At 43.9% G+C, this 26,700-nt stretch carries 19 protein-coding genes; 8 read left to right on the forward strand and 11 right to left on the reverse strand.

The window, feature by feature from the left end; all coding sequences use genetic code 11:
* Positions 1 to 128: 128 nt before the first annotated feature.
* Positions 129 to 2,429, forward strand: a complete 2,301-nt coding sequence (locus AC0VYE_RS33260) for a helix-turn-helix domain-containing protein (RefSeq protein ID WP_475445091.1) — start codon at positions 129 to 131, stop codon at positions 2,427 to 2,429.
* Positions 2,430 to 2,500: 71 nt separating this feature from the next.
* Here AC0VYE_RS33260 and AC0VYE_RS33265 read toward each other — a convergent pair whose 3' ends face one another.
* The 7 genes from AC0VYE_RS33265 to rlmN form a co-directional block, all read right to left on the reverse strand.
* Entirely contained in the window at positions 2,501 to 3,448 is a 948-nt protein-coding gene (locus AC0VYE_RS33265) for a YbjN domain-containing protein (protein ID WP_475445093.1), read from the reverse strand.
* A 24-nt stretch (positions 3,449 to 3,472) separates the two neighbouring features.
* On the reverse strand, positions 3,473 to 6,286 hold the full coding sequence (locus tag AC0VYE_RS33270; RefSeq protein ID WP_475445095.1) for a hypothetical protein: 2,814 nt from the start codon (positions 6,284 to 6,286) through the stop codon (positions 3,473 to 3,475).
* Between the two features lie 233 nt (positions 6,287 to 6,519).
* The gene (locus tag AC0VYE_RS33275) at positions 6,520 to 6,891 is read right to left on the reverse strand and encodes a hypothetical protein (protein WP_475445097.1); all 372 of its coding nucleotides are present in this window, start codon (positions 6,889 to 6,891) and stop codon (positions 6,520 to 6,522) included.
* A 52-nt stretch (positions 6,892 to 6,943) separates the two neighbouring features.
* On the reverse strand, positions 6,944 to 8,140 hold the full coding sequence (locus AC0VYE_RS33280) for a ParM/StbA family protein (protein ID WP_076266439.1): 1,197 nt from the start codon (positions 8,138 to 8,140) through the stop codon (positions 6,944 to 6,946).
* 281 nt (positions 8,141 to 8,421) lie between these two features.
* Positions 8,422 to 8,898 (reverse strand): transcription elongation factor GreA, encoded by a 477-nt coding sequence (gene greA / locus AC0VYE_RS33285; protein ID WP_076266440.1) that lies wholly within the window; start codon positions 8,896 to 8,898, stop codon positions 8,422 to 8,424.
* 97 nt (positions 8,899 to 8,995) lie between these two features.
* Positions 8,996 to 9,832 carry a YitT family protein gene (locus tag AC0VYE_RS33290; protein WP_076266441.1) on the reverse strand — a complete coding sequence of 279 codons (837 nt, stop codon included), beginning with the start codon at positions 9,830 to 9,832 and terminating at the stop codon, positions 8,996 to 8,998.
* A gap of 183 nt (positions 9,833 to 10,015) precedes the next feature.
* On the reverse strand, positions 10,016 to 11,119 hold the full coding sequence (gene rlmN / locus AC0VYE_RS33295) for a dual-specificity RNA methyltransferase RlmN (RefSeq protein WP_475445100.1): 1,104 nt from the start codon (positions 11,117 to 11,119) through the stop codon (positions 10,016 to 10,018).
* Between the two features lie 218 nt (positions 11,120 to 11,337).
* Here rlmN and AC0VYE_RS33300 point away from each other — a divergent pair, with 218 nt between their 5' ends.
* The 5 genes from AC0VYE_RS33300 to AC0VYE_RS33320 all read left to right on the forward strand — a co-directional run bounded on the left by AC0VYE_RS33300 (position 11,338) and on the right by AC0VYE_RS33320 (position 16,731).
* A complete protein-coding gene (locus AC0VYE_RS33300; RefSeq protein WP_475445102.1) occupies positions 11,338 to 12,081 on the forward strand; it encodes a DUF4184 family protein in 744 nt (247 codons plus the stop codon).
* 434 nt (positions 12,082 to 12,515) lie between these two features.
* Entirely contained in the window at positions 12,516 to 13,163 is a 648-nt protein-coding gene (locus AC0VYE_RS33305; RefSeq protein WP_475445104.1) for a response regulator transcription factor, read from the forward strand.
* Positions 13,156 to 14,547, forward strand: a complete 1,392-nt coding sequence (locus AC0VYE_RS33310; protein ID WP_475445106.1) for a sensor histidine kinase — start codon at positions 13,156 to 13,158, stop codon at positions 14,545 to 14,547. Before AC0VYE_RS33305 ends, AC0VYE_RS33310 begins: the two co-directional genes overlap by 8 nt.
* 123 nt (positions 14,548 to 14,670) lie before the next feature.
* The gene (locus AC0VYE_RS33315; protein ID WP_475445108.1) at positions 14,671 to 15,543 is read left to right on the forward strand and encodes a metallophosphoesterase; all 873 of its coding nucleotides are present in this window, start codon (positions 14,671 to 14,673) and stop codon (positions 15,541 to 15,543) included.
* Between the two features lie 87 nt (positions 15,544 to 15,630).
* Complete coding sequence (locus AC0VYE_RS33320) at positions 15,631 to 16,731, forward strand: PRK06851 family protein (protein ID WP_475445110.1); 1,101 nt, start codon at positions 15,631 to 15,633, stop codon at positions 16,729 to 16,731.
* 79 nt (positions 16,732 to 16,810) lie between these two features.
* Here the strand turns inward: AC0VYE_RS33320 and AC0VYE_RS33325 are convergent, their stop codons facing one another.
* Entirely contained in the window at positions 16,811 to 22,099 is a 5,289-nt protein-coding gene (locus AC0VYE_RS33325; RefSeq protein WP_475445112.1) for a metallophosphoesterase, read from the reverse strand.
* 182 nt (positions 22,100 to 22,281) lie between these two features.
* Here AC0VYE_RS33325 and AC0VYE_RS33330 point away from each other — a divergent pair, with 182 nt between their 5' ends.
* Complete coding sequence (locus AC0VYE_RS33330) at positions 22,282 to 22,713, forward strand: NUDIX hydrolase (protein ID WP_475445114.1); 432 nt, start codon at positions 22,282 to 22,284, stop codon at positions 22,711 to 22,713.
* A 69-nt stretch (positions 22,714 to 22,782) separates the two neighbouring features.
* Here AC0VYE_RS33330 and AC0VYE_RS33335 read toward each other — a convergent pair whose 3' ends face one another.
* Positions 22,783 to 23,643: a LysR family transcriptional regulator gene (locus AC0VYE_RS33335; protein ID WP_441912964.1), complete on the reverse strand. Its 861-nt coding sequence runs from the start codon at positions 23,641 to 23,643 to the stop codon at positions 22,783 to 22,785.
* Positions 23,644 to 23,859: 216 nt separating this feature from the next.
* Here AC0VYE_RS33335 and AC0VYE_RS33340 point away from each other — a divergent pair, with 216 nt between their 5' ends.
* Positions 23,860 to 24,798 carry a DMT family transporter gene (locus tag AC0VYE_RS33340; protein WP_475449813.1) on the forward strand — a complete coding sequence of 313 codons (939 nt, stop codon included), beginning with the start codon at positions 23,860 to 23,862 and terminating at the stop codon, positions 24,796 to 24,798.
* A gap of 93 nt (positions 24,799 to 24,891) precedes the next feature.
* On the opposite strand, the gene AC0VYE_RS33345 is transcribed toward AC0VYE_RS33340, so the two are convergent.
* Together AC0VYE_RS33345 and AC0VYE_RS33350 are read right to left on the reverse strand one after the other, a co-directional pair.
* Positions 24,892 to 25,977 carry a DUF418 domain-containing protein gene (locus tag AC0VYE_RS33345; RefSeq protein ID WP_475445116.1) on the reverse strand — a complete coding sequence of 362 codons (1,086 nt, stop codon included), beginning with the start codon at positions 25,975 to 25,977 and terminating at the stop codon, positions 24,892 to 24,894.
* Entirely contained in the window at positions 25,964 to 26,563 is a 600-nt protein-coding gene (locus AC0VYE_RS33350; RefSeq protein ID WP_475445118.1) for a TetR/AcrR family transcriptional regulator, read from the reverse strand. The genes AC0VYE_RS33345 and AC0VYE_RS33350 overlap by 14 nt, the downstream gene beginning before the upstream one ends.
* Between the last annotated feature and the right edge of the window lie 137 nt (positions 26,564 to 26,700).

Raw genomic sequence — 26,700 nt, forward strand, 5'->3', positions numbered from 1 at the left:
ATCAGTTAAACCTTCAATTTTTGCTAATATAGCGAAGGAACGTTGCATTAAAGAAGGATGTATTTTAAAGTTTTCTAAATAAACAATGTAAGCGATTCATTTATTAACGGAGTAAGGAGACAGGCCCGATGAAATGGAAGCAATTATTTAATTATTCCGTTTACCGCAAGATGTTGATTTATTACATCCTACTCGTCGCTCTCGCTGTTCTAGCTGTCAGCAGCACCTTGTACTTTTTCTTTGCTTCCAAAACGGAAGAGACGATCAGCAAAAACGTCATTTCCATGCTGCAGCAAACAAGCTATACCTCCAGCATCGTTCATGAGCAAATTGAAACGATAGGCAACCATTTGTTAAGCAATAATCGCATCATTACCGTACTGATGAATAAAGAACATGATTATGTACAAGATCGTGACGCGATGGATATTCTTCTGGATATCCAGTCCACTTATCCGTTCATTAAATACATTGGCATTTATAACGATCATACGAAGCGGTATTTGAACACGGCGGGGACAACCTATGTGTTAAATGATTTGGAGAAGGAGCGAATTACGGATATCAATCACTTGCAGTACATGGAGTTGTTCGCAAACCAGCTGCGTATGCCAAACGCTCCAAGCACAAGCAAGCCGGAACATGTGCTCACTGCGATTTTGCGTCCAAACTATGCGCTTACCTCTGCATACAAAGGAGCTATCACCATCCATGTGGATGAGCAGTATATTTTGAATACGATCAAAGCGATTAGCAGTGCTAACGATGATGTATTTGTCATGAATGCAGACGGGCTTGTATTATCCCATACCGATGCGAACCAGTTCATGCAAAGCTTCGCATCGATGCCCCATATCGAACGAATTTTGAATTCGTCCATGAATGCGGGACATTTCAAGGCTAAAGTAAACGGATCGAAACAGCTGGTCACCTTTGTGAAATCAAACCAGCTGAATTGGTATTTTGTCAGCGTTAAGCCTTACCGATTGCTTATTTCGGATATTTCCGTATTGCGAACCTTTACCGGCTTGATCGCTATCGTCATTATTGCGCTTGGCGCTTTAACAGCTTTCTTTGCCACAAATAAGCTCTATAATCCGCTTGGCCGTCTTATTAAAAAAGTGCATGAGGTCACGGGCAACAAAGCACCGCTCGCTGAGCAAAATCAAAATGAATTTGCCCTGCTCTCAGAGGCCTTCTCCAATGTCATCGATCAAGCAAATATGGTTGAATTGGAGCAGAAGCAGTCTTTGCCGGTGCTAAAGAAAACCTATCTTCAACATTTATTGCATGGAACGCTGCATGACTTATCGGCGACACATATGATCCAATCTGCGATTAATGAGCATTTTACCAGCTCGAATTATGTCGTTATCGTCGCGCAAATTGATCGGTTTGCGGAGTTTGCGCAGCATAACAATCAGACAAAACAGGGACTTTTCCGCTTCTCTGTCAGTAATATTACGAGTGAGCTGCTTCAGAAACACGCGAAAAACGAAACGATCGTCGTCGATGAGCAGACACTCGCTATTTTATTGTTTCTGGATTCGCCATCCGTGCCCGAGCATATCTTATTAACCCTTGGCGAAATTCAAGAAATCATCTATAACTATTTCAAATTTACGGTTACGTTCAGCCTAGGCGAAACGGTTAATGACAAATATGAAATTGATCGTTCCTTCGAATCGGCGCAGGAATACGCCAAGTATCGTTTCTTCTACGGACATCAGGCTATTATTCATGAAGCTATGGTTGTTAAGGTCATGCAGCAAGCAAGTGTGTACCCTGCAGCAGCTGAGAAGAAGCTATGCGAGGAGCTTCGTTTAAACCACAATGACAAGGTCAATCAAGCACTTGATCAATTTATGAAGCAGCTGGGCGAGATGAGCTACTATCAGGCCATCTCCAGCGCAAATCAACTTTTGAACGCCCTTTTGCGTGATTTTGACGGCGCGCTGCCCATTATGCAGGAATACTCCAAAGAATATTACGATACAGTTAACCAATTGCAGAAGCAGGAAACGCTTCAAGAGGTTCATTCGCTGCTTCGTCATTTCTGTACCCTTATCGGCCTCATGATGGACAAGAAGCAAACGACCAAAACAGATACGTTGATTGAATCGGTTTGCGCTTATTTGCAGATGCATTATCATGAGTCTGATCTGGGCATTGAAACGATAGCGGAGACCGTACAGTTATCTCCCGGCTACCTCGGCAAGCTATTCCGCAGCCATACGCAGCTGTCATTTAATGATTATTTAAAGAAGATTCGGCTGGAGGAAGCTACGCGGCTTCTTACGACAACAAATGATTCCATTGCGGTCATCAGCGAAAGTGTCGGTGTGCTCAACACAACCTATTTCTTCACCCTGTTCAAAAAAACATACGGTATTTCACCCGCTCAGTACCGTGATCAACATACAAAATAAACACAAAAAGGGCTGTTTGCACAGGGGAGGGTACACCCTTCCTGCAAACAGCCCTTTGGTTATCGATGATATTAGCGTTTAAGCACTTCACGAATTTCAGAAAAATAAGACTCTACCGCTTCAAGATGGTTGCCGAGTATTCTGCTGAATACCTCAGAGTCATACGTTTTTCCGGCATAATAGGAGGATCGGAATCTTAGCTCGCCATCCTCATCATCCAGCTCGAAGCTGCCACTTAGCAGGTCCATATTCTCGTTCAATAACAATAAGGCAAGCTCCTGGCGCTGATGCTCAGGGACGAGCTCCGGATAGACGGAATAAACCGCACAATAATCCTGAACCTCCTCGATCCGTATGAGACCAACCCAGCTTTCGCCATTGCTAGTAAAGAAAAGCTTGTACAATTGATCGTCTATAACCTCAAATTTCAGTTCATTTTCCGTTAGAAATGATGTGATATGCTCATTCAAAGCCTCATTTGCAATAGAAGGCTCCCCTGTTACTGAAATTCCTTGATCCATTTCTGCAGCCCACGCCGTTCTGAATCCCATCTTTAAGACGCCTTCATCCTTCAATGCTTCAGGCAAAACGACGCTTTGCTTTAATTCCAGCGCAAGCCAGCTCTCGGTATGATCTAAGCTCAGCAGCTTGCTCGCTGGCTCCGTACTTGAGCGCACACTATCAAATATAGCTTCTGCATCGAATCCATGCTGAGCAGCCAGCTTCGTCAAGCTTGGCCTTAGCGCGACATGAACTTCTACAGGTTGATTCTCATCCATAACCGCGCTGCTTCCTGTCCTCATGCTGGCGAACAAGTTAAACCACTCGTTCTCCATAATATCTTGATAAGTTTGGCCGCTAACCTCGATCATCATCTGACAAGAAAGCGACTCCTCGAAGCTTTGAAAATTAATTTTTCGCAAGACAGCAGGCACAAACTCTCCCGTCAGCGTATGGAAATTTATCGGCAGCTCTGTAGTAATGCTTGTATCTCCCGTGTACTTCTGTTGTTTGGACATGACTACGATCACTCCTAGCAAATGTTAACCTATTTCGTGCCCTGCCAATTCCCCTGAAATGGACCCCGCTCCACTCGCATCCTGCTCATATTGCAGCTTTCCAAGCCGCTTGGACTTCTCTACCGCTACATTCACAATGCCTGCTTCCACTTCGAATGACTTCGTTTGCGTAACTTCCAATGCAATCTCCCAGCCTTTGGACTTATTATCTTTATCCCACTTTTTGCTGAACCCGATACTCAGATCAAGTGAGCTTGCGAGCGCTATTTTGTTTCCTTGTTCAATCGCACTCGCGCTTGAATCACCTGTTAGCCAACCGCGAATCGTATCATTGACGGTTTCGTCGCCTTGGATTTTTGAGGCAAGGCTTTTGCCGACTGCTTCAAATTGCGGAACTACAAATAACAGATCCGTTCCGGTATCCAGAGCTGAGCCTGCACCCTTCGCCAACATATCCTTATCCTTTTTCACTTTACTAGTGATAATGCCAACGAGATTTTTGGCCGAGCCTGCTACAGGTGTCGCTACTTTCGATGCAATCTTGACCCATTCGCCCGCATCTTCACCGAATTGGAATGGAATAGAGCCGCTAGCTGTAATTTCGAGCGATCTCAAATTATTATTGATGACGGAACCTGCGGCTTCGAGTCCAAAACCGATGTCGTTGCCGCCCAGCTTCACCTTCGCTTCGGCGGAGGCCTCCATAACATGCACATTCATACCTCTGCGGAGGGTTGCTGCCTTTTCCTTCAGCTTCGTCAGATCCGTTGCTCCACCAAATCCGTTAGGCGATTGTTTCTCAAGAGCTTCTTTGTCAAAGCGGCCTAAGAACTTGTAGCCAAGGGCTGCTCCCATTTCGGCTACCCCGGCATTCGCTTCAGCCTCTCCCTTAAAGGTCAAGCCAATATCAACATGATTGCCTGCTTTTTGCAGCTCTTTTTCCTCGATCATAGCAGCCCATATTTCTGCTTCTTCGACCTCGGCCATACCGGATTTACCTCCCATACCCCAGAGATAATCCGCTGCCCTATCGGAAATGTTTCTTATTTGCCTGTACATGCCGTACGAGGTTAAATTCATGACACCGGCTGAATCTGTTCCTATGCTCTCCAGGAAGAAGCCCGCACGGAAATTGGCGTCGAAACCAAACGACTGGAAGCCGGCACCGAATGTAATTTCAGCGGCCATCGTTAATTCTTTATCTTCCCTGCCTACCGAGCCTGCCAGTCCGAACAGAACATAGACGCCGCTAGCATGAACGGGTATTTTCAAATCAAAGCTGAACGAGCTGGAGTCGCCAATATTAGGCGCGGCAAGATCAAGCACCTTGCCTATGACGAAGAGCCCTTTATTTAGCGTAGGAGCCTCTACTGTTTTTTTAATGGCTTTGCCGGCTATATCATCCGCCGTAACCTGTTCCTTCGTTTTCTCAGCAAGTGCGGTAAGCTGCGCAGCATCCGGCTTCGAGCCCGGCACCTTTTTGTCGCCTTTCGTAATGCTTCGAACGGCGTTTACCGCTTCGGTTTGTTTGCTCTTCAGCAGTACAATCGCTTTCTTCTCGGCACCAGCTAAAGCCGCTTCATTTACTTTTACACCCGCAGCGTTTGTACGTGCTACGCCATATGCTGAGGTTTGTGCTGCTTCTTTCAGCAGCTTCTTAATATCCCCTTCAGGCAGCACTCTTTTCGTGATATTGACTGCCTCAGTGGTCATAGCAGCATCGACAGAGCCCTTGGAGGTTGCATGTGCTTCCTTCTTCGCCATCATGCCGGTAAATTTCTTATCGAGCTGCGTTTTGCCCGATGTTAGTGCATTCGTGTCCAATTGGTTGTCAATATCCGTTCTCGACTGCTCTCGCGCAGCATCTTTCATCTTCTGACGAAAAGCATTAAGCTCTTTGGATCTTCGCCAAGCGCCTCGTCCTACGCCGAGCTTCATAACGACAGCTTCTTTGATGGGTTCATACAGCTTATTCGTATAAACCGTATTAATAACAGCTGGCTGAACAAGCGTACTATCCATTTGATGCCGATTTTCCACTTCTGCCTTACCCAAATCGCCAACGTCTACACTGCTATCGAGAAATGCTGCACTTTGCTTGACCTTGTCCACAGCATCCTTTTTAATCTGTGCAAGAGATACATTAGACAACCGTTCAGCTTCAGCAGTTGCCTCCCTCGTCGCCTGTGCGTTCGCCGCTAACACTTGTTTAGCTAAAGGAACCTCAGGCCTTGCCTCCGTCTTGTTATAGCCTTCAATGAACTTATTCGCCAGCAGGCTCTTTTGGCTCGATGGAAGCTTGCTCACGACAGTATCGCTCGCATATTTCTTTAACGTATCGGATACGATGCCTTTTGCAGCTACATGTTCTGCAGCATAAAGCTTTTCATCTGCCTTCTCATGAGCCTCTGCTACACCGTTCTGATCGATATTCGCTTCTACCGCCGTCTTGGCTTTAGCCTGCAGGCTAGCTCTTAGCGACGCCGTTTGTTTATCACTATTTAAGAACGTATGTATATGCTGACTCGTTTGCTGAATAAGCTCATCAAAGAGCTGCTGTGGTTTGACAGTGACCTGCGTATCGCGATCTGCTTTGAGCTCATCCTTTCGCACATCTTTAGGTGACTTCTGAGGGGCAGTCGCAGCCCCGCCTACTAGTGCACTCGTAGACTGATTGCCTGCCGTCTGCTGCAATTGCAGGAGCTGCCCAGCATTCACAGCCGGTGATTGAGGTGATTGAGGTGATTGCTGTGGCTGCGCAGGTGCAGTGCTTTGCGTCGGAGGAGCTGGTTTTGGTTTAGCAACGGTTGGATTCGAGCTTCGTGAGAAAAAAGGCATGGACGGCCCACCTCTATATAGTCTTATATACTAAACGGATATGATAAAAATAAATGGAACATATTACTATTATACACTAGGGTTACTAGACTTAAAGAACTGTTTTACGCAAAAAAAACACCACAAGGAATGATTAAGCATCCCTTAGTGGTGTTTTGCATCACTCGGTAATACTTAGAATTACTTAGTCATATATAACCCAACTAAGTGATTCTCAATATTACCATTTTTCATTAGCTCCATGCTTCAATATCATCATCATCAATTTCTTCCTCTACAACCGGAGAAGCTTTGGGGTCAGGAATGGGAGCAGTGACAGCGGCGCTAACTTCAGCGATCGCTGCTGACAATTGTTCCTCCCCTGTTAATGGAGCACTGATTTCGCTGCCTTGCTGCAAGGACGATGAGCCTTGCAATCGACTTCTCTCCATCGGAACAAAAGCTTGTAAATTCCGAACGCCGTTTACGGCGATCTCGTTTTCAACCAAATATCGAAGAGAATCCATGAGATTCGATTGTGAATTCAACCAAAGCATAATTAAGGGATCTTCTGATTTTTTGGTTTTCAAGCTTATATTTTCACCGGGCAGTTTTGTTTTCTTCATACCTCTCACCTACCAGAATCCGTTAGATTATACCTCAACCTGATGATCATGCTTATGCAGGCTGAACCGCTTTATTTTTTAATGCCTCATAGATTTTGCCACGCACAAATGCATCAAGACCCATTGCATTCAGCTGCACTGCGTACTCGGCAGGAATATAAAGCAGCTGCATCTCTCTTTCCGTACACAGCTCTTTCAGCTGTCCGTAGAGTACTGAGCGCATAAGTATGCTTCCGCCGCCATAAACGCAAATCAGATCGATTTCATTGCGTGCTTTGGTCAGCTGTTTTTTGACATGCTGCACGATTTGTCTAACCTGGCTCTCAAGCGGTCTTCTTAATGTCTTAAGCGCACGTGCATGATATTTATGGTTAGGATTTTTGATAACATCGCTGAAAAATTGACGCGGGCTGTCTGCCAAATGAATGAGTCGGTTAAACTCCTGCAGCGCTTCTTCAATCGCATAACCGGCGCCATGATGGCTGCCATGCACGAATTGACGCAGAAACTTATTCCCCTCCGTAATCGGATATTCCGTAGAGCCGTCTCCAATATCGACATGAAGAATGCGCTTCTCTTTGAAATAACTGCCGTTGAATTTCTTATCTACTTCGTAAGATTCGAGGAAATCCCCAAATATTTCGCCCTCTCTCCAGCCGCCCGCCGAATCCTTCTGCAGCGTGAAAATAACCGGAGTTGCTTCTGGAACGACCTTCGCAAACGGGAACACGATTTTTACAGCTACGCGCTGCATGCCCAAATGAACCGTCACATGGTGCAAGCCAGACGTAAATCTTTTCTCAAACTTAGCGGAGGTCTCATCCGTGTGCTGCGTAACCGGAAGCGCCGTTGCCATATCTACTTCCACATCGATTTGTGCAGGTATTTTTTTCTCTTCCTCATACGCCTTCTGAACAGCCATCGCCGCAATTTGGGCAAGCGTATTGATAACCGGCAAGTCCATATCGCTCTTTAGATCAATTCCGATTTGCAGATTGTCCAGCACTTCTCCGCTCTCTAAAGCGAACTTCCCGACATAGTACATCCCTGGTCTTGCTGATGGCGAATCGATGGTTACGACCAACTGATCCTGCAAATTCTTAATAAAGCTCTCTGGTGTTTGCTCTTCGCTCCATGGAAGCTCGTCCACCGTACAATTTACATTAGGCTGCTGAACCAGCTTGCCGTCAATGATAAGATCATGCTCGCTGTTTCCGTTATCGTTGCCTACAAAGAAATGATAGTTCATAATGGCTTTCCTCCTAGAAAAGGTTTTTGGAAACTTGTACAGCTTCCAAAGATTATGTTTTTTTGTTGCAACTGTCATGGTAATACTTTGCCATACAAAGTATTAGTTTACATCAAGCTATAGTCCCAATGCCCGTTAATCTTTTCTCATCTGTTTCTGTCGCAATATGTTTGTATCGATCGGTTCTTTAACGATGCTGTCGTTTCTGCCCTTTTTCGTCAAAAAAAGCTAACCCGCTTCAGGCGGATTAGCTGTGATGAAATGATCTATAGGATAATGAATTATGCTCTGATTTCGAGAAGCTCGTATTTAATAACACCCATAGGCGCGCTTACGTTAATGATGCTGCCTACCGTCTGACCAAGCAGCTCTTTGCCTAGTGGACTCTCGTAGGAAATTTTGTTCTCCGCAACATCTGCTTCCTCTGTACCTACGATTTTGTACTCGATTTTCTCGGAAAATTCGATATCGTTTAAAATGACGGTTAAACCGATGCTTACTTTTGATAGGTCTAAGGTCTTCGCTTCGATCACGCGAGCCTTCTTCAGCATTTTATCTAAAATAAGAATTCTCGTTTCCATGAAGGACTGATCATTTTTGGCTGAGTGATATTCGCTGTTTTCCTTTAAGTCGCCATAACTGATCGCGAGTTTAATACGCGCAGCCAATTCCTTGCGCTTCACATATTTAAGATCATCCAGCTCAGCTTGCAGCTGCTCTAAGCCTTCTTGCGTCAAAATTACTTCGTCTTTCGACATCTAAACAACTCCTATCTGCTATCTTGTTTTAATTTTACTCTATATCCCGAAAATAAGCGAAATTCCACGACCTTCTTTTTTATACCAATCGCTGTAATCATTTTGAAATATCAATAAATCCTTCGCCAAATACGTCCCGCACATCATGAATCGTAATAAACGCATTTTTGTCGCATGCTTTCACAATTTTTTTCAACTGGCTTAGTTCCTGCTTGCTAATGACAATATATAAAATTTCCTGCGGCGTTTTTGTATAGTGCCCGCGGCCATAAATAACGGTAACTCCTCTATCCATGACCACATTAACCTGCTCAGCAATTTTGCCTTGCTCCTTGGATATAATGGTGACCGCTTTTTTCGGATTAACCCCTTCAATGATGAAGTCCATCACCTTGGTACCGATGTATAACATGACGATGGTAAGCATCAGCGCCTCGGCACCGATAATGAAATAAGAGGAGAACGCTACGATTAAGTCAAAGAACAACAAGGCATAGCTAATGTTCCAGTCCAAATACTTATTCGCAATACGTGCCAAAATCGTTGTTCCTGCAGTCGTGCCTCCAACGCGGATAATAAGCCCAATTCCCGCTCCGCCAAACAAGCCGCCAAACAGCGCATTTACGATTAATTCATCGGATTGAATACTCCAGTCTGCTGTTAAATGGAGAAATAAAGAATGGAAAAGCACCGCTGCGATCGTATAAATTACCGTCTGTCGATCCAGAAAACGGTAGCCTACAATGAGCAAGAAGGAGTTGAAAATTAAGCTCATTAACCATGGTGCCCATCCAAAAACATAATATAAAATAATCGTTATCCCGGTAACCCCGCCTTCGCCAAACTCGTTCGGAATAACAAATAAGTTGATTGCTAATGCAAAAATAAGTGCTCCAACCATAATTGTAATGACATCCATTATTCTCTTCTTCATATGCATACACCCTTCTTATCTAAAAATATATGATCGTAGTATGTCCATCTTATCCGAAATTGTAAATATTCAGAAAAAATGGCTGGATACACAAATAAAAAGAACACCTCTTTTAGAAGGTGTTCTCATATTATTCACATGATTATCTTTTAAAAGCAGCAGCTGCAAAGGTATGATACGCTTCTAGAGGGACGCTGCTGCTGCGCTTTCTTGTCCCAATTTCTGCTCTTTGGATTTTTTGATCTGTTTGCTCCGCAGCTGTCCGCAAGCGGCATCAATATCCGTACCATGCTCAAGGCGAACACTGCAGCTGATACCCTGTTTCTTAAGCGTATCATAGAAAGCTCGCACCGTTTCGCGATCCGTTCGTTGGTATTGACTATGCTCATCCACCGGATTGTAGGGAATGAGGTTTACATTCGCCAGGTTACCCCTATGGCCAATAAGCTGTGCAAGCTCTATTGCATGCTCTCTTTGGTCATTAACGTCCTTCAGCAATATATATTCAAGCGTAATTCTCCGATTTGTTTTCTCCAAATAATAATCGATGGATTGCATCAATTTCGCAATGGGAATCGCTCGGTTTATTTTCATAATACGCGTTCTGAGCTCATCATTCGGTGCATGCAAGGAAACGGCAAGGTTAACCTGTAGATCCGAGTCAGCGAATTCCACGATTTTGTTCGCTAAGCCGCTCGTTGATACGGTAATATGTCTAGCAGCGATCGCAAGCCCCTTCTGGCTCTTGATCACGCCGATAAAGTCCGTTAGATTCTCAAAGTTATCGAACGGCTCGCCGATGCCCATGACAACGACGTGGCTGACATGCTCGCCCTTCTGCGCCTGATCCAAATGAAGCTGAACCTTCATAATCTGCTCCACGATCTCTCCGCCTGTTAAATCACGGCTCTTTGCAAGCAGACCGCTCGCACAGAAGCTGCAGCCAATATTACAGCCCACTTGTGTCGTGACACAAACCGATAACCCGAATTTATGCCTCATCAGTACCGTCTCTATTAAATTGCCATCATGCAGCTTGAACAAAAATTTATTCGTTCCGTCCGCTGATTCCTGCCTCGTATGCTCGGTAAGCGTTTGAATGACAAAATGCTCGGAAAGCAGCTGAATGATCTCTGGTTTCACATCCGTCATATCCTCAAAAGCCGTTATACGCTTCCGATAAAGCCAATCCCATACCTGTGATGCCCGAAACTTTGTATACTCTCGTTCCTTCAGCCATTCCGTCAGCTGATCGAACGTTAATCCATATATAGATGTTTTAGTCATAACTAATCCTCTTTTCAAAACTGCTAAAAAGCAGCCCTATTCTAGCTAGTAGGCCGAAACAAACAATCTGCTTATTATTGTCCCAAAATTACCTCATTAAAACAAGGGGGGAAAGCGCCCAATTATTATGTTAATGCCCCTGCCTTGGCCTATATGTTACATTTCTTTTAATAGTACCGTCTTCCTATTTTAACATAGACCCGTTAGGAGGTGCCGAATTGCCGTTCACCTTTGCTCATCCGCTATATATTGCACCTTTAAAAGCGGCAAAGCCTGCTTATTTTAGCTTAACTGGTCTCATTCTCGGGAGCATGTCTCCTGACTTTGAATATTTTATTGCGCTTGAGCCCTATCAGACGATCGGCCATTCCTTTGGCGGGTTGATCTATCAAGCGATACCGCTGAGCATTATGCTCGCTTATTTGTTTCATTATGTTGTAAAATTTCACTTAGCCAAAAACCTGCCTGCGCTTTGGAGTTTAGATCGTAAAGCCTACGGCCTCGCCCATGGATGGAAACTTAATACGATGCAGAGCTGGCTGGTGTTCCTCGTTTCCGTCATCATTGGCTTCTATTCACATCTTTTCATCGATGCATGCACGCACTATTCAGGCAGGTTCGTTACCCAATTCCCTGTTCTTCGTGAATCAATTGCCGGAATACCGCTATACAAATGGTTTCAGCGATCGTTATCCATCGTCGGTCTAGTTATAGAGGCAATGCTGTTATACCGCTTTATAAATAAAGCTAAATTGGAATCTGCTTATACAGGCGCTGCTACAAAACTAAAAATGGTATTTTGGGCAATTGTTTTATTTTGTACATTGCTGACTTTAACGTTAAAGCTCATCTTCACGTCCAGCTCCAACTATATCGGGATAGCTGTTGTAGCTCCGATTTCAGGGTTTTTGCTCGGCATTCTCCTGGCAAGCATCGTTCATCGTCTGTATAGGAGAAAATAAGCCTATCCCAATTTACCATGTGCTCTCCTGATGAGAGCTTATTTTTTTGTAAATAGAACCGCTATTGCATGACCTAATGCCGTAAATGATTTTTGCCATATTGGTGTAACATTCAAACTTTATGCTTGTTCTTATTCATCGTTCACATAAACGGGAGGAACAAGCTTTGAAAAATAAAACGATCGTCGTTACCGGAGGAACAGGGTCTTGGGGGCGGGAGCTCGTAAAGCAATATTAAGATGAAAATAGCTGCTTGCTTGGTTGTCTTATTTTTTGTCATTGTCGTGGTCGTATTTAGTTATGGTTTTCTTACAGCCGCTTGACCGGAGGCTCTGCTGGTATGAAACAAAAACAAGATGTACAGCTTATTCTAATAACAGGTATCATATTCCTTACGTATTCTATCTCTCTACATTGCTGGGAAGGAGCCTTTAATGAATATATTAATTGCCGATGATGAGCCCTTTATGCTCAAAATTTTAAAAGCGTATTTTGAGAAAGAAGCCTTTCATACCTTCCTAGCACAGGATGGAGAGGAAGCGCTGAACATTTTCTATTCAAATAACATCCATTTAGCTGTATTAGATTGGATGATGCCTAAAGTAAACGGTATTGAGGTATGCAAAGAGATCAAAAAACAAAGCAAAACGAAGGTATTGATGCTGACGGCAAAAGGGGAAGATGAGGATGAGCTCATCGCCCTTCAATCTGGAGCAGATGAGTATGTCAGCAAGCCGTTTGACCCGCGTATATTGATTTTGCGAGTAAAGAAGCTGCTTCATATGGACAATCAAATTGCGATAGGAAATATAAAAGTAGATATCGATAGCCAAAAAATCTTTAGAGATGAGACCGACCTGCAGGCTACGAATAAAGAGTTTCATCTTATGAGGTACCTCATTGAAAACAGAGGGATTATCGTTTCACGGAAAGCTTTGCTCGATCGTATTTGGGGATTCGATTATTTTGGCGAAGAACGAACTGTCGATACGCATATCCGCAGGCTTAGAGCAAAGATCGGCGATCATTTGATCAGAACACATAGAGGGATGGGCTACAGCCTGGAAGAACCGCATGAATAAGCTAAACAAAAAGTTGATTGGGCGAATTTTATTTGTGTTCTGTATCGTCGTTATTTTCTCAATTGTGATGAATTCGTTTTTCTTGCCCAAATATCTTTTGTACAAAAAAAAGCATGCCCTTGCAGCTATAACTGAGCAGCTCGATGCCATGGATACGAAGCAGTTATTGCGCAATATGGAGGCTGTTGAGAACAAATACGATGTCACCATTGTAAACACACCTGTCACCAAAAATCTAAATGGGCTAAACGAAACGATTGTAGGTCTTTTAAATAAAAAAGGCATTACGCTGAGCAAGTTTTGGATCACGGATGAAAGCCTTGCGAGGCTGAACGAATATCAAATGGTCAGAAAAATTTACAATCAAGAGAAGCTGAAATCCAGTTTTCTCGTTACCTTTATGAAAAAAGATGAGATCGTTTTTGTAGTCGGTGAATCGATATCCCACTCGGCAGAAACATTAACCATCGTCAATCAATTTACCCTCTATACTTATGCAGGCGAGCTGCTGCTGCTGATCATCCTGTCAGCACTTTTCACAAGAAGCATCGTTCGTCCGCTTGCCAAAATACAAGATGCAGCTGAAGGCATTTCAAGCTTATCGTTTACCAAGGTTCATATTCGTACGGGCGATGAAATTGAATCCTTAGCAGAGAGCATCAATCAAATGAGTGATAAATTAGAGCATGCCCATCATGAGCTGGAAGCGAGAAATGAGAACTTGCGGCAGTTTATTGCCAACATTTCGCATGAACTGAAAACCCCGCTGTCCTTAATAAAGGCTTATTCTTCAGGAATAAAGGACGGAATGGACGACGGTACCTATATTGATGTTATCCAGCAGCAAACTGATGACATTGCGATGCTGGTGGGCAAGCTGCTTGAGCTCTCCAAGCTGCAAACCGATCTTTATCGGATGAACACCTTTGAATTCAAACAGCTGCTCCATCGAACCTTGCAAAAATATCGTTTTTCCATTCAACAGGAAGCTATTCAGCTATCTGTAGATGACAGCTTGCTAAGCCAGCACCATATATTCGCTGATGAGCAGAAGATAGAGATGGTTTTGAATAATTTCATATCCAATGCAATGAAATATTCAACCAATCAACAAATTCGTATTACTGCTCTGAATAAAGATGATTTTTTACATTTCTCGATCACGAATGGGATTGAAAATGATGAGCAGCGACAATGGGATTTGATATGGGAACCCTTTTACGTAATGGAGAGCTCCCGCAACAAACAGCTTAGCGGAACGGGCTTAGGCTTATCGATCGCCAGAACGATTTTGCAGAAGCATGAAGCACCGTTTGGCTTTCATATTGAAAACGAGGAAATTACATTTTATTTCTCGTTGCCTATAGATACGAGTAAGAATTAAAGGCGCTGCGACAATCCTGTTGCGGTGCCTTATTTTTTTGTCACATTGACGTAACAAAAAAGGACTATGATTGCACTTACAGATCATCATTGGAAGATATCAAAAAGGAAAAATGGAGGCATTATGCAATCAACTTCAGCACCTATGAGTAGACGGACGTTTTTGAAGAAGAGCTTGCATTTAACTTTGGGGCTGATGGGAACCGCTGGTTTATCCGGTGTATATTCGCATCTAGTCGAGCCATATTGGATTGAGGTTAAACAGGTGAAGGTTGCCATCCCAAAGCTGCCTGCCTCCTTCAACTCCTTTCGCATCGTTCATATCAGTGACCTGCATCTCGGCTTTCATTCTAAACCTGAACTGCTGACTGAGCTTGCAGAGCAAGTTAGGCAGGCAAAACCAGATCTTATTTGCTTTACAGGAGATTTGCTCGATCAATCGACCGCGTATATGCCGGAAGCCATAGCCTTCCTCTCGAAGCTCTCGAAGCTGCAAGCGCCATTTGGGCAATATGCCGTTCTAGGCAATCACGATGCCTTCGGCAATCGAAGAGCAGTTACCAAGGGGTTATCAAAAGCTGGATTCCATGTGCTCGATAACCAGCATGTTGCTTTATCAAAGGGCTCAGCGCATCTCTATATTGCCGGAGTCGATGATCCGATGGTTGGACACCCAAATATCGATCAGGCTTTGCAAGGCATTCCGGACGGTTCCAGTACCATTCTGCTCGCGCATGAGCCGGATTTTGCTGATGAGTATGCCCGTTATCCGGTCGACCTGCAATTGTCAGGCCATAGTCATGGCGGACAAGTACGTATTCCTTTAGTCGGGGCACTGTATACACCTCCCTACGGGAGCAAGTATACTGCCGGTTTGTATCAGGTACCGAACAGCAAATTGCAAGTGTACACCACTCGCGGGATAGGAATGACACGAATTCCCGTACGTTTTCATTGCCGGCCAGAGCTTACCGTTCTTACGTTAATGGCACAATAAAGAGAATTGGATACTAGCACCAATTCAACATGGAAATAATACGATGGAGTATGCAGCATGACATTAGCCTAGGAAGGTGTGACGGTTATGACTGGAATCATCAAAAACTTCTATGTGAACGGAAATACAGCTCGCGGCTTGACCAGCCTGTTCGACTCGTCTTTGCAAGATTTGGAGCGCTTATTTATTTTGAAAGAAGGACCTGCTTTAGAACGATCAAACCTCATTCGTTCTATAGCTGACGACATCGCGCAGGGTGGCTACGACATTTGGCTGCTGCACTCCCCCTTCGACAATGGCTCGCTAGATGGACTCATCGTTCCCGCACTCCGTCTCGGCCTTGTTGATGGAACACCGCCGCGCTTTATTGATCCCGCTTTGCTGGGAGCATCCGTTCAATACATTTATCTCGGCGAGGCCGCAGATGCAGCAGAGCTGCAAGCGCTAAAGCCAGAGATCGAGATTTTAAGTACACAAATTACGCAGGCGTACGATCAAGCTTATGCTGGCTTTGCTGAGGCGCTTCGTATTCATGACGACTGGGAGACCGTCTATATTCAGAACATGAATTTCCAAGCAGCCGATGAGCTGACAGCTTCGTACATCGATACATTCTATGGCGATAACAGGCTGGAGAAGACAAGTCGTGTTGATCACCGTTTTTTGGGCGCTGCTACAGCTAAGGGCTCATTCGATTTTGTCCCGAATCTGACGGATGGTTTAAAACGATATTTCGTTAAAGGCAGAGCTGGTTCAGGCAAATCCACCATGCTCAAAAAAATAGCTGTAGCCGGGGTCGATCGCGGACTGGATGTTGAGATTTATCATTGCGGCTTCGATCCGAACAGCTTAGATATGGTCATCGTTCGTGAGCTTGGCTTCGCAATTTTCGACAGTACAGCGCCGCATGAGTACTTTCCCGATCGTTCAGGCGATGAAATTATCGATATGTATGCCAGCTGCATTACACCTGGAACAGATGAAGCGAATTCAGATACAATTACCGAAATAAAAAACCGTTACGCTGCGCAGATCAAAACATCGGTTCAGCAGCTAGCTCTAGCCAAGACTTTGCAAGATGAACGAGAACAATTATACTCGCAAGCTGTTGATTACGAACAACTTGAACAAATCAAAAATGAAGCGAAGCAAGCAATCGGCAATATTTTGGCCGCTACCGCTCGTTAACATACACGTATTTTCCATAATAAAAAGCCTGCAAAGCTCCACCAATTGGTGAAGCCTGCAGGCTTTTCTGAAACTATTATTATTTCGTTTTGTTAAGCAAACCAATAATGAGTGCTACTGCTTCTGCTCTAGTCGCAATCTGCTGAGGAGCGAAACGGTTCTGGCCAACGCCGCTAACAAGTCCCGCCTCCACTGCGGTTGCTACGTATGGAACAGCCCATGCTGGAACAGATTTGGAATCCGCAAAGGAAAGCTTAGCATTTGGATTTACTTTTATGCCACTTGCACGAACAATCATAGCGACCATCTCAGCACGAGACAGCTCCTTCTCAGGACCAAATGTGCCATCAGCATATCCGCTAATGATACCTGATTCAACAGCCTGCGTGACAAACGATTGTGCCCATGCAGGTATTTTATCAGAGTCCTTGAAGCTTAAAGCTTTGCCTGAGTCAGAGAGATTCATCGCACGAGCCAGCATCGTAATAAACTCTGCACGATTAACTGATTTATTCGGGCGGAACTGGCTGTCTTCATAACCCTTAACGAAACCAGCTTTCACAGCTTGATTGATAGCTGATGCTGCCCAGTGGCCTGTAATATCCTTCAATACAACTTCTGACTCATTGCCGCCGCCAGTTCCTGTGCCAGGATTTGTGCCTGGGTTAGTTCCCGGACCTGGTCCTGGATTCGTTTCTGGATTTGTACCCGGACCTGTTTCCGGATCTGTTTTTTCCTTCTTCACAATACCGAATTGATCAACGATGAATGGTTTAGCATCATTTTCTTTTTGGTCAATTTCATACGTTACAGCCGTTAGCTTGTTGCCATCGATCGTGATGCCAACAAAGTTTTGTACTTGGCCGCGAACTGGACGTGTGCTGTCGTTCTTATCTGGGCCGTATTTAGCCGCATGGTTCTCTTCCGCACGCTCGAATAGATTGTAATAAGCTTCGCCGAGTTCTGGTTTTGCATTCTTGTAGTATACCTTCGGACCTGCTGTTGCAGGAATCATGTAGATTGAACCATCCGGATTCACCGTATACTCAATCTTTTCACCGTTCAATGTTTCAGTAATCTTCTCTGTTGCTGCTGCTGTTCCATCTTTTTTGATCGGTTTTGTACGGGCATAAATATGGTCATGGCCTTGTACTACAAAGTCAATTCCGAGCTCTGCCATAATCGGTGCGATTTGGTTTCTTACGCCGTTAGCGCCCATAATATCGCTGTCCGTTGCATGGTTTGAAGTCGTATATGGACCTTTGTGAATGTTGACAATAATCCACTGCGAGCCTGCTGCTTTCGCTGCTTCCACGTCTTTTTTCAACCACTCGACTTGCGCCTCGGAGAAGTTCGCATATTTTGCCGAAGTCTCATTCGAGTTCAGCACAACAAAGTGTGCGTTGCTGTAATCGTACGAGTAGTATGCGCCCGTTAACGTTGCAGAGTTCTCTGCTTGCTTGATATTAAAATGCTCGTAGAATGCATTGTTCTTATCTTCATGGTTACCTGCTGATGGTGCAATGGTTGTGTTAAGCAGGCTTTCTTGTGAATGGCCAAGCAGCCAGTTCCACTGCTCTTCTCTTGTACCTGTATCTACAATATCACCGTTGTGCACAACGAATTGTGCGCTTGGTACTGTAGCAAGTGCTTTCTCCAGCGTCTCAGCCGAAAGCTTCGCCTCATCTTCTTCTTTGGCCTGCGTATCCGCCAAGTCGATGAATGTGAATGCTCCGTTTACTGGTGCGGTTTGGAATGTTCCTACTTCACTCCAAATGTTCAGTGCCGCGTCACCCACACGGAAATTGTACGACGTGTTTGCCTTCAAGCCCGTTGCTTCAGCCTTATGAACAAGCTCAGAAGGTGAGTTGGAAGAAACGGTAGAACGACCTGCAAAATTAATTGCTTTTGTGAAATCTGGTGCTGCGTTCGTCTTCTCTACCACTTGCAGGTCATTGCCTTTAAGAAGCAGTGAAGTGTACCATGCAAATCCTTTGGAACTTACTGGGTCACCGTTAAAAGTTACCGTTACTTTGCTTACTTTTTCTTTGCTGTAGTCTGGTTTTTCTTCTTTTAGAATACCGAATTGATCAACGATGAATGGTTTAGCATCATTTTCTTTTTGGTCAATTTCATACGTTACAGCCGTTAGCTTGTTGCCATCGATCGTGATGCCAACAAAGTTTTGTACTTGGCCGCGAACTGGACGTGTGCTGTCGTTCGGATCTGGGCCGTATTTAGCTGCATGGTTCTCTTCCGCACGCTCGAACAGATTGTAATATGCTTCGCCAAGTGCTGGTTTTGCATTCTTGTAGTATACCTTCGGACCTGCTGTTGCAGGAATCATGTAGATTGAACCATCCGGATTCACCGTATACTCAATCTTTTCACCGTTCAATGTTTCAGTAATCTTCTCTGTTGCTGCTGCTGTTCCATCTTTTTTGATCGGTTTTGTACGAGCATAGATATGGTCATGGCCTTGTACTACAAAGTCAATTCCGAGCTCTGCCATTATCGGTGCGATTTGGTTTCTTATGCCGTTAGCGCCCATAATATCGCTGTCTGTCGCATGGTTTGAAGTCGTATATGGACCTTTGTGAATGTTGACAATAATCCACTGCGAGCCTGCTGCTTTCGCTGCTTGCACGTCTTTTTTCAACCACTCGACTTGCGCCTCGGAGAAGTTCGCATATTTTGCCGAAGTCTCATTCGAGTTCAGCACAACAAAGTGTGCGTTGCTGTAATCGTACGAGTAGTATGCGCCCGTTACCGTTGCAGAGTTCTCTGCCTGCTTGATATTAAAATGCTCGTAGAATGCATTGTTCTTATCTTCATGGTTACCTGCTGATGGTGCAATGGTTGTGTTAAGCAGGCTTTCTTGTGAATGGCCAAGCAGCCAGTTCCACTGCTCTTCTCTTGTACCTGTATCTACAATATCACCGTTGTGCACAACGAATTGTGCGCTTGGTACTGTAGCAAGTGCTTTCTCCAGCGTCTCAGCCGAAAGCTTCGCCTCATCTTCTTCTTTGGCCTGCGTATCCGCCAAGTCGATGAATGTGAATGCTCCGTTTACTGGTGCGGTTTGGAATGTTCCTACTTCACTCCAAATGTTCAGTGCCGCGTCACCCACACGGAAATTGTACGACGTGTTTGCCTTCAAGCCCGTTGCTTCAGCCTTATGAACAAGCTCAGAAGGTGAGTTGGAAGAAACGGTAGAACGACCTGCAAAATTAATTGCTTTTGTGAAATCTGGTGCTGCGTTCGTCTTCTCTACCACTTGCAGGTCATTGCCTTTAAGAAGCAGTGAAGTGTACCATGCAAATCCTTTGGAGCTTACTGGATCACCGTTAAAAGTTACTGTAACTTTGCTTACTTTTTCTTTACTGTAGTCTGGTTTTTCTTCTTTTAGAATACCGAATTGATCTACGATGAATGGTTTTCCGCCATCAATATTACCGTCAATTTCGTAAACAACAGCGGTTAACTTGCCGCCATCAATGTTAACGCCAACGAAGTTCTGTACCTTTCCACGTGCAGCACTTGTCGTGTCGCCATACTTGCGAGCATGATTTTCATCAGCTTTGTCGAAGAGATTGTAATACGCATCGCCAAGCCGTGCATCTTGGTTTTTGAAATAAACTTTCGCACCAGCTGTAGCAGGAATCATATAAATCGTGCCGTCAGGCTTTACTGCGTATTCAATCGTTTGTCCATTTAGAGATTCTGTAATTTTTTCAACCGATTCTGCAGTGCCATCCTTTTTAATTGGTTTTGTACGAGCAAAGATATGGTCATGTCCTTGAAGCACAAAATCAATGCCTAGTTCATTCATGAGTGGAGCGATTTTGTTTCTTACACCGTTAGCACCCATAATGTCGTTGTCCGTCGCATGGTTTGAAGTTGTATATGGACCTTTGTGAATATTAACGATGATCCACTCTGCGCCTGCCGCTTTCGCTGCTGCTGCATCTTTCTTCAACCATTCTACTTGGTCTACTGAGAAATTCGCATACTCAGTTGAGTTCTCGTTCGAATTCAGCACGATAAAATGAGCATTGCTGTAATCGTACGAATAATAAGCACCTGTTACTGTTGCTGAATTTTCAGCTTGCTTCACATTGAAATGATCATAAAATGCATAGTTTTTATCCTCATGGTTACCAGCTGAAGGTACAATCGTTGTATTCAGCAAACTTGGTTGTGAATGTCCAAGCAGCCAATTCCACTCCTGCTCGGATGTCCCATTCTCAACTACATCGCCATTATGAACGACGAATTTTGCATCTGGCACAGTTTCTAGCGCCTTAGCTATGGTTGAGCCCGAGATTTGCGCCTCGTCCTCTTCCTTCGCTTGTGTATCCGTTAAATCAATAAAGGAGAACGCTCCGCCTGTTGGTGCAGTTTGGAATGTTCCTGTCTCACTCCACAAATTCAACGACTGATCGCCTACACGGAAGTAATATGTCGTGTTTGCTTTCAAGCCCGTCGCTTCAGCTTTATGAACAAGTTCTGCTAAGGAGTTCTTGGCAACGGAAGAACGACCCTTAAATGCCGTTGCGTTCGTAAAATCTGCTGCAGCGCCTGTTTTTTCTACCACTTGCAAGTCGCTTTGACTAGCATCAAACGGCGTGTACCAAGTGAAGCCTTTGGAACTGACAGGGTCACCATTGAAGGTTACCGTCACTTTGCTTACTTCTACCGTAGGTGCCTCTTGCAGAGCAATTAGCTTCATATCAAAGAAGAGGTCGGAGCTGCCGGCGCTTTGCTGATGAACCTCAACAGCAAGCTCATTGTTACCGTCTTTTAAGGCAGCCTTTAATGCTGTTGTTAGGTCTACATCTGGATAAACAACTGGAAGATCCTTATTCGAAGCCGCAAGCGTTTCATAAAAAATGTCGCCTGTCGGCATGCCCAGACGGACAACCTCTACTCCATTTACATAAACCACTGCACCATCATCAATGGCAAATGTAGCTAGCAGCTGCCCATAATGATCAATGCTGTTCTTATCTACATTCAGATTCGTTCGAAAATATGTCGTCGGAGGTTTTTTACTTTTATTCGTTCCATAATCTACAATTGTTTTCAATGCGCCAAAACCAGTTGCACTGATTATTGCGCCGGAATCCTTATAACCAAGCGGGGCACTGCCCGAGCTCCACGCCGAATCGTCATAAGTAGATCTCCATACTGTGCCTTGATTTATACCTTTATCGTAATATTTCCAAACCGAATTTCCCGGCAGTAACGTCACCGGTTCATTCGTTGAAGCAGCAGCGACCGGGGATGGTGCGGCTGCTCCGAGCAAACCAAGTAATAATGCCAAGGATAACAGAATAGATAATACCTTTTTGTTGACGTAGTTCATAATAATCTCCTTTGTAAACAATTTTGACAATCCACATAAACATGACTGCCTCATCATAACAAGAAGATATCATTGCTCTATTATCTCAGGGTGAAGGTATTGTAAATATCGCTGCAACTTTTTTCCATATGGTTCCGTATAGAGAATGCCATTATTCATACAGATAAATAGGAGGACTTTAATTGTCAAACAAACCGGTTGGTGCGGCTGCTATTATCGTTGATTCTGAAAATCGTGTTCTGCTGGTGAAACATAACTATGGAAAATACAATTGGGAAATACCCGGCGGGTTATCCGAACAAAACGAGTCTGCGCAGGAAACTGCGAGAAGAGAAGTATTAGAAGAAACAGGTCTCGAGGTAACCGTAGATCGCTTAACGGGTGTATACTACGAGCCGCATCATGATATGCACCACTTTGTTTTCATTTGCAAAATCGTAAACAATCAAGCCCCTCAGCCTTGTTATAAAGAAATTACAGCCTGCCAGTACTGCAGTATTGATGATCTGCCTAGACCATTGAGTGACTTTACTTATAAACGTATCCAAGATGCTTTGAAACCAGATCAGACGGAGAGCTTCCACACGATAGGGCCGAGACAGTGGTTCGAATAATAAAAGGCTATGAAAAAAATCGGTGCAGGCGTAATCCCTGCACCGATTTTTTTTTCATATCACATTCGACTACACTCCGCTCGTCCGAGCAATAATTTCATCAATAAAGCATTGTAATGTACTCGTTAAATAGGAATCCTTGCGCCGAATAAAAATTGTCGTAATATCACGATATGGCTCAGGTACACTATGACAGTAAACGGTGCCGTTAGCAGCCAAATCAATAATCGAGGATTCGGGAATAATCGTTATGCCTACCCCCGCTGCAACACTGCCAATAATCGTCCCAAAAGTGCCAAACTCCATAATTTGTTTTGGAATAATGCCCTCTACCTTCATCCAGCTTTCCAGTCTCCCGCGGTAACCGCAGCCTTTGTTGTAGAGCAAGAGCGGTTTTGTCGTAATGTCGTCCATCGAGAACGCATCACCTTTGGTCACCAGCACTAGCTTTTCTTGAATAACCTCTACCTGCTCGATTAAGGGATGCCTAATTGGTCCGGTAACAAAAGCGCCATCCAGCTTCATATCCAGAACTTCTTGCAGCAGCTGATCCGTCACTCCGGCTTTCAGCGATAATTCTACATTCGGATACTTGCTGTAATACGACGATAAAATATGAGGAAGCGCGATAACGGTTTCCACAATTCCGATTTCCAGGACACCGGAAGGATTTGTTTTATTGTGAAAGGTACGCTTCATTTCTTCCATTTTGGACAAGATCTCTTTCGAATGCTCGAGCAGACGTTTGCCCTCCGTATTTAAAATCATTCCGCGCTTATGGCGATAAAATAATGGCGTATCCAGTTCTTTTTCCAGCAGCTTAATTCTTGCTGTTACATTCGATTGCACGTAATTCAGCTCGAGCGCTGCTTTGCTGATACTGCCGTGTGCAGCAACGGTTTGAAAAATTTTCAAATCCTTAAATTCCAAGCGCACCCCTCCACTGCCATTCGATTCAGATGATCTAATATGTTAGATATCATTATAAATGATGATAAACTTTATTTTCAATCGTTTTACTATCGTCTTGCTACCCCCTATCATTGGAAATAGACAATAACTCGGCATAATTTCTATTAGGGAGAGAGACACCTCGTGCTTAAAAAACAAGTCATTATCGGCTCTATACTTTGCCTCGTTGCAAGTATGTCGTGGGGAGCCATGTTTCCTGTAGCCCACATTGCTTTACAGCAAATTGATCCATTTTATTTCTCGTTTATTCGCTATTCTGTCGTTGCAATCATTCTGAGCGTGCTCTTGCTAGTGAAAGAGGGTAAATCTGCATTCCGCTTAGAGGGCAGAGGTAAATCTCTGTTGTTTTATGGGACAATGGCCTTTACAGTCTACAATATGGCCGTATTCCTTGGACAGCATCTGATGGGGGAATCCGGCACCGTCGCTGCTTCCATAATGGAAGTGCTTATGCCGATGATATCTATTATGGTATTGTGGGTCACTAAAAAAACCGCACCCAAAAAATATATGCTGACGAGTGTAGCCATCGCCCTTGTAGGCGCATTACTCGTTATTACGAACGGAAAGTTAGCTTTCTTCATGATGGCTGGTCAACATATGTTCCCGCTCCTGCTCATCTTTATAGGAGTTGTTGGATGGGTGATCTACTCCATGGGCGGTACGCAGTTTAAACAGTGGTCCATACTCCGCTATTCGACGTTAACCTGTTTGCTCGGCAGCGCCGTATCTTTTGTTATCGTTACACTTGCATCCACCTTTGGCGTGCTGCCTGTACCCACTTGGGAAACGATACTTTCAATCAAATATGAAATGTCCTTTATGATTCTATTGCCTGGATTAGCTGCTTTGTTATGCTGGAATGCAGGCATCAAATTATTATCGCCGCTAAATGGCATATTGTTTATTAATTTCGTTCCGATTACTACTTTCGTCATTATGGCTTTTCAAGGCTACCACATTAGCGCTTATGAGTTTTTCGGCACCTTGCTCGTCATCTTCGCGCTTGTTCGAAACAATGTGCAGCAGAGAAAAGCAATGAGCAAAGCTAATCCGAGCACTTATGCTGCTCCGCGTCATCCCAAAGGTCAGACTGCTAAAGCTACCTCATAACCAAACTATAAGATAAACAACACCACTCCTGATGGAGTGGTGTTTTCGTTAACTTCGTTATTGTATAGAGAGCAGATGGATAAACTTATAGCTTTATCCCGTAATTTTCCTCATCAGCAGTTCAAGAGGCCCTCTTGAAAATCTCTTACGCCAAAGCACACTACATAGGATGCTAAATAAGAAAAAACAAAATGAGTATATAGAGGCGAATATCAACGATTGGTTTTCCAGTCGATTTAGTGCAATGAGAACACCGATACCAATTACCACATGGTTCACATAATGAGTCAACGTTAACTGGCCTGTTTGTACGATAACGTTTATAAACCAGCTTTTATCGTATTTTTCAGTCAAGAACAGACTTAGAATTAAGAAGGCAATAGCCGAACCCGCTGCAGATAATATGTACAAAACATTCGGCAGAATCGGACCTGTGCTGAACAAAAACTCAGCACTTTCGCTACCCATGCTCGGGATGAACAAATAAGTTAGCATTTTTGACAGCAGCTCCATGGTAATCGTGACACTTGCTCCAATGATCAGCAGCTTCATTCGAAGCGCCTTGTTATGAAGTTCTATTCTCCCTATCAAGAGTCCGATGATGAAGAAACAAAACCATGGAAATATAGGATGATAGCCATTAAAAAATAAATTGCGAACAAAACCTTCCAACGTCCAAAAATCCACATAATGCATAAACGGTACAGGGCCGCCCCATCCTTTAAAGGTATCGAATACAAGCTGAAGGCATTGTGCTGTTATTAATATAGCTGCGCCCAGTCCATACAATATCCTGTCTCTTACCGTAATTAGCACTGCTGCCATGAACAGATAAACACCATAATAATGTAAAATATCACCTGTCCATTCCATAACATATAGCAGTAATCCGATTACAAACAAGAACAACGATCTTTTCCAAATCATTTGGCGAACAACCCTAATCTTTGTTTTATCGTGACTAGCAACAGCTTTCCGAGACATGAGCGAAATGCCTATGCCAGCAAGTAAAACGAATAAAGCCGAGGCTCGTCCTTGAAATAACGAAGTAACAGTAATCAACCACGCGGGGCCATTATGCTCAGCATTTGTAATAACAATAAAGTTTACGATGAGCATGCCGAACAGTGCCCATGCACGGGCAAAATCAAGCCCAATCAATCGTTTACTTGCTTCCACTAGAATCACTTCCTTTGAAAACGCCGCTTACAGCCTCTACCCAGATCTGTTTATAATCAATATGTTCAACCAGCATCATAAAGTTGCCAATGTTATCAAGCACTAAGGCAAGCATATGTGCTTTGGCCACACTCGCCTGATCTGAAACAAGTCCAAAATTCTTGGCTTTCTCCATCAGCATCTCAAAGCCGTGCAAATACCCTTTTTGGATCATAAGCAGCTTCTCGTGATAAAAGGGATACCTTGTTGCCATTAACATATATTCCTGTACGACACGATTATAATAAGGGTCCTTAGCCTGCTCATCAATCATATGGATTCCGAGCTCAACAAGCTTCTCCTCAAAATTATCTTTTGTAAAAGTATCCATTTCAAAAAATGTCGAGAACTGAATCGCGCTGCACAAGTCTTCAAAAATTGCCGCTATGAGATCTTCTTTCGATTTAAAGTAATAATAAATAGAGGGTTTAGCTATTCCAACCGCTTTGGCAATCATCGAATACGTCGTTTTCGTAATGCCCACCTCTGCAAATAGTTGATAGCTCACTTCTTTGATAGACGCCAAAGTTTCCTCGCGTTTACTCATTGCAACTCCTCCTGTGCCTTGAATTTGTTTTAGAATATCACTCTTATTATTATTTTTCAACCTATCGTTAGGTAGAATTTTATGAAAAGTGAATGGTTTACTCATTCTTTTTTATTCACTAATTGTTTTTATTTCTA

This window comes from Pristimantibacillus sp. Z349TD_6 (assembly GCF_056173205.1).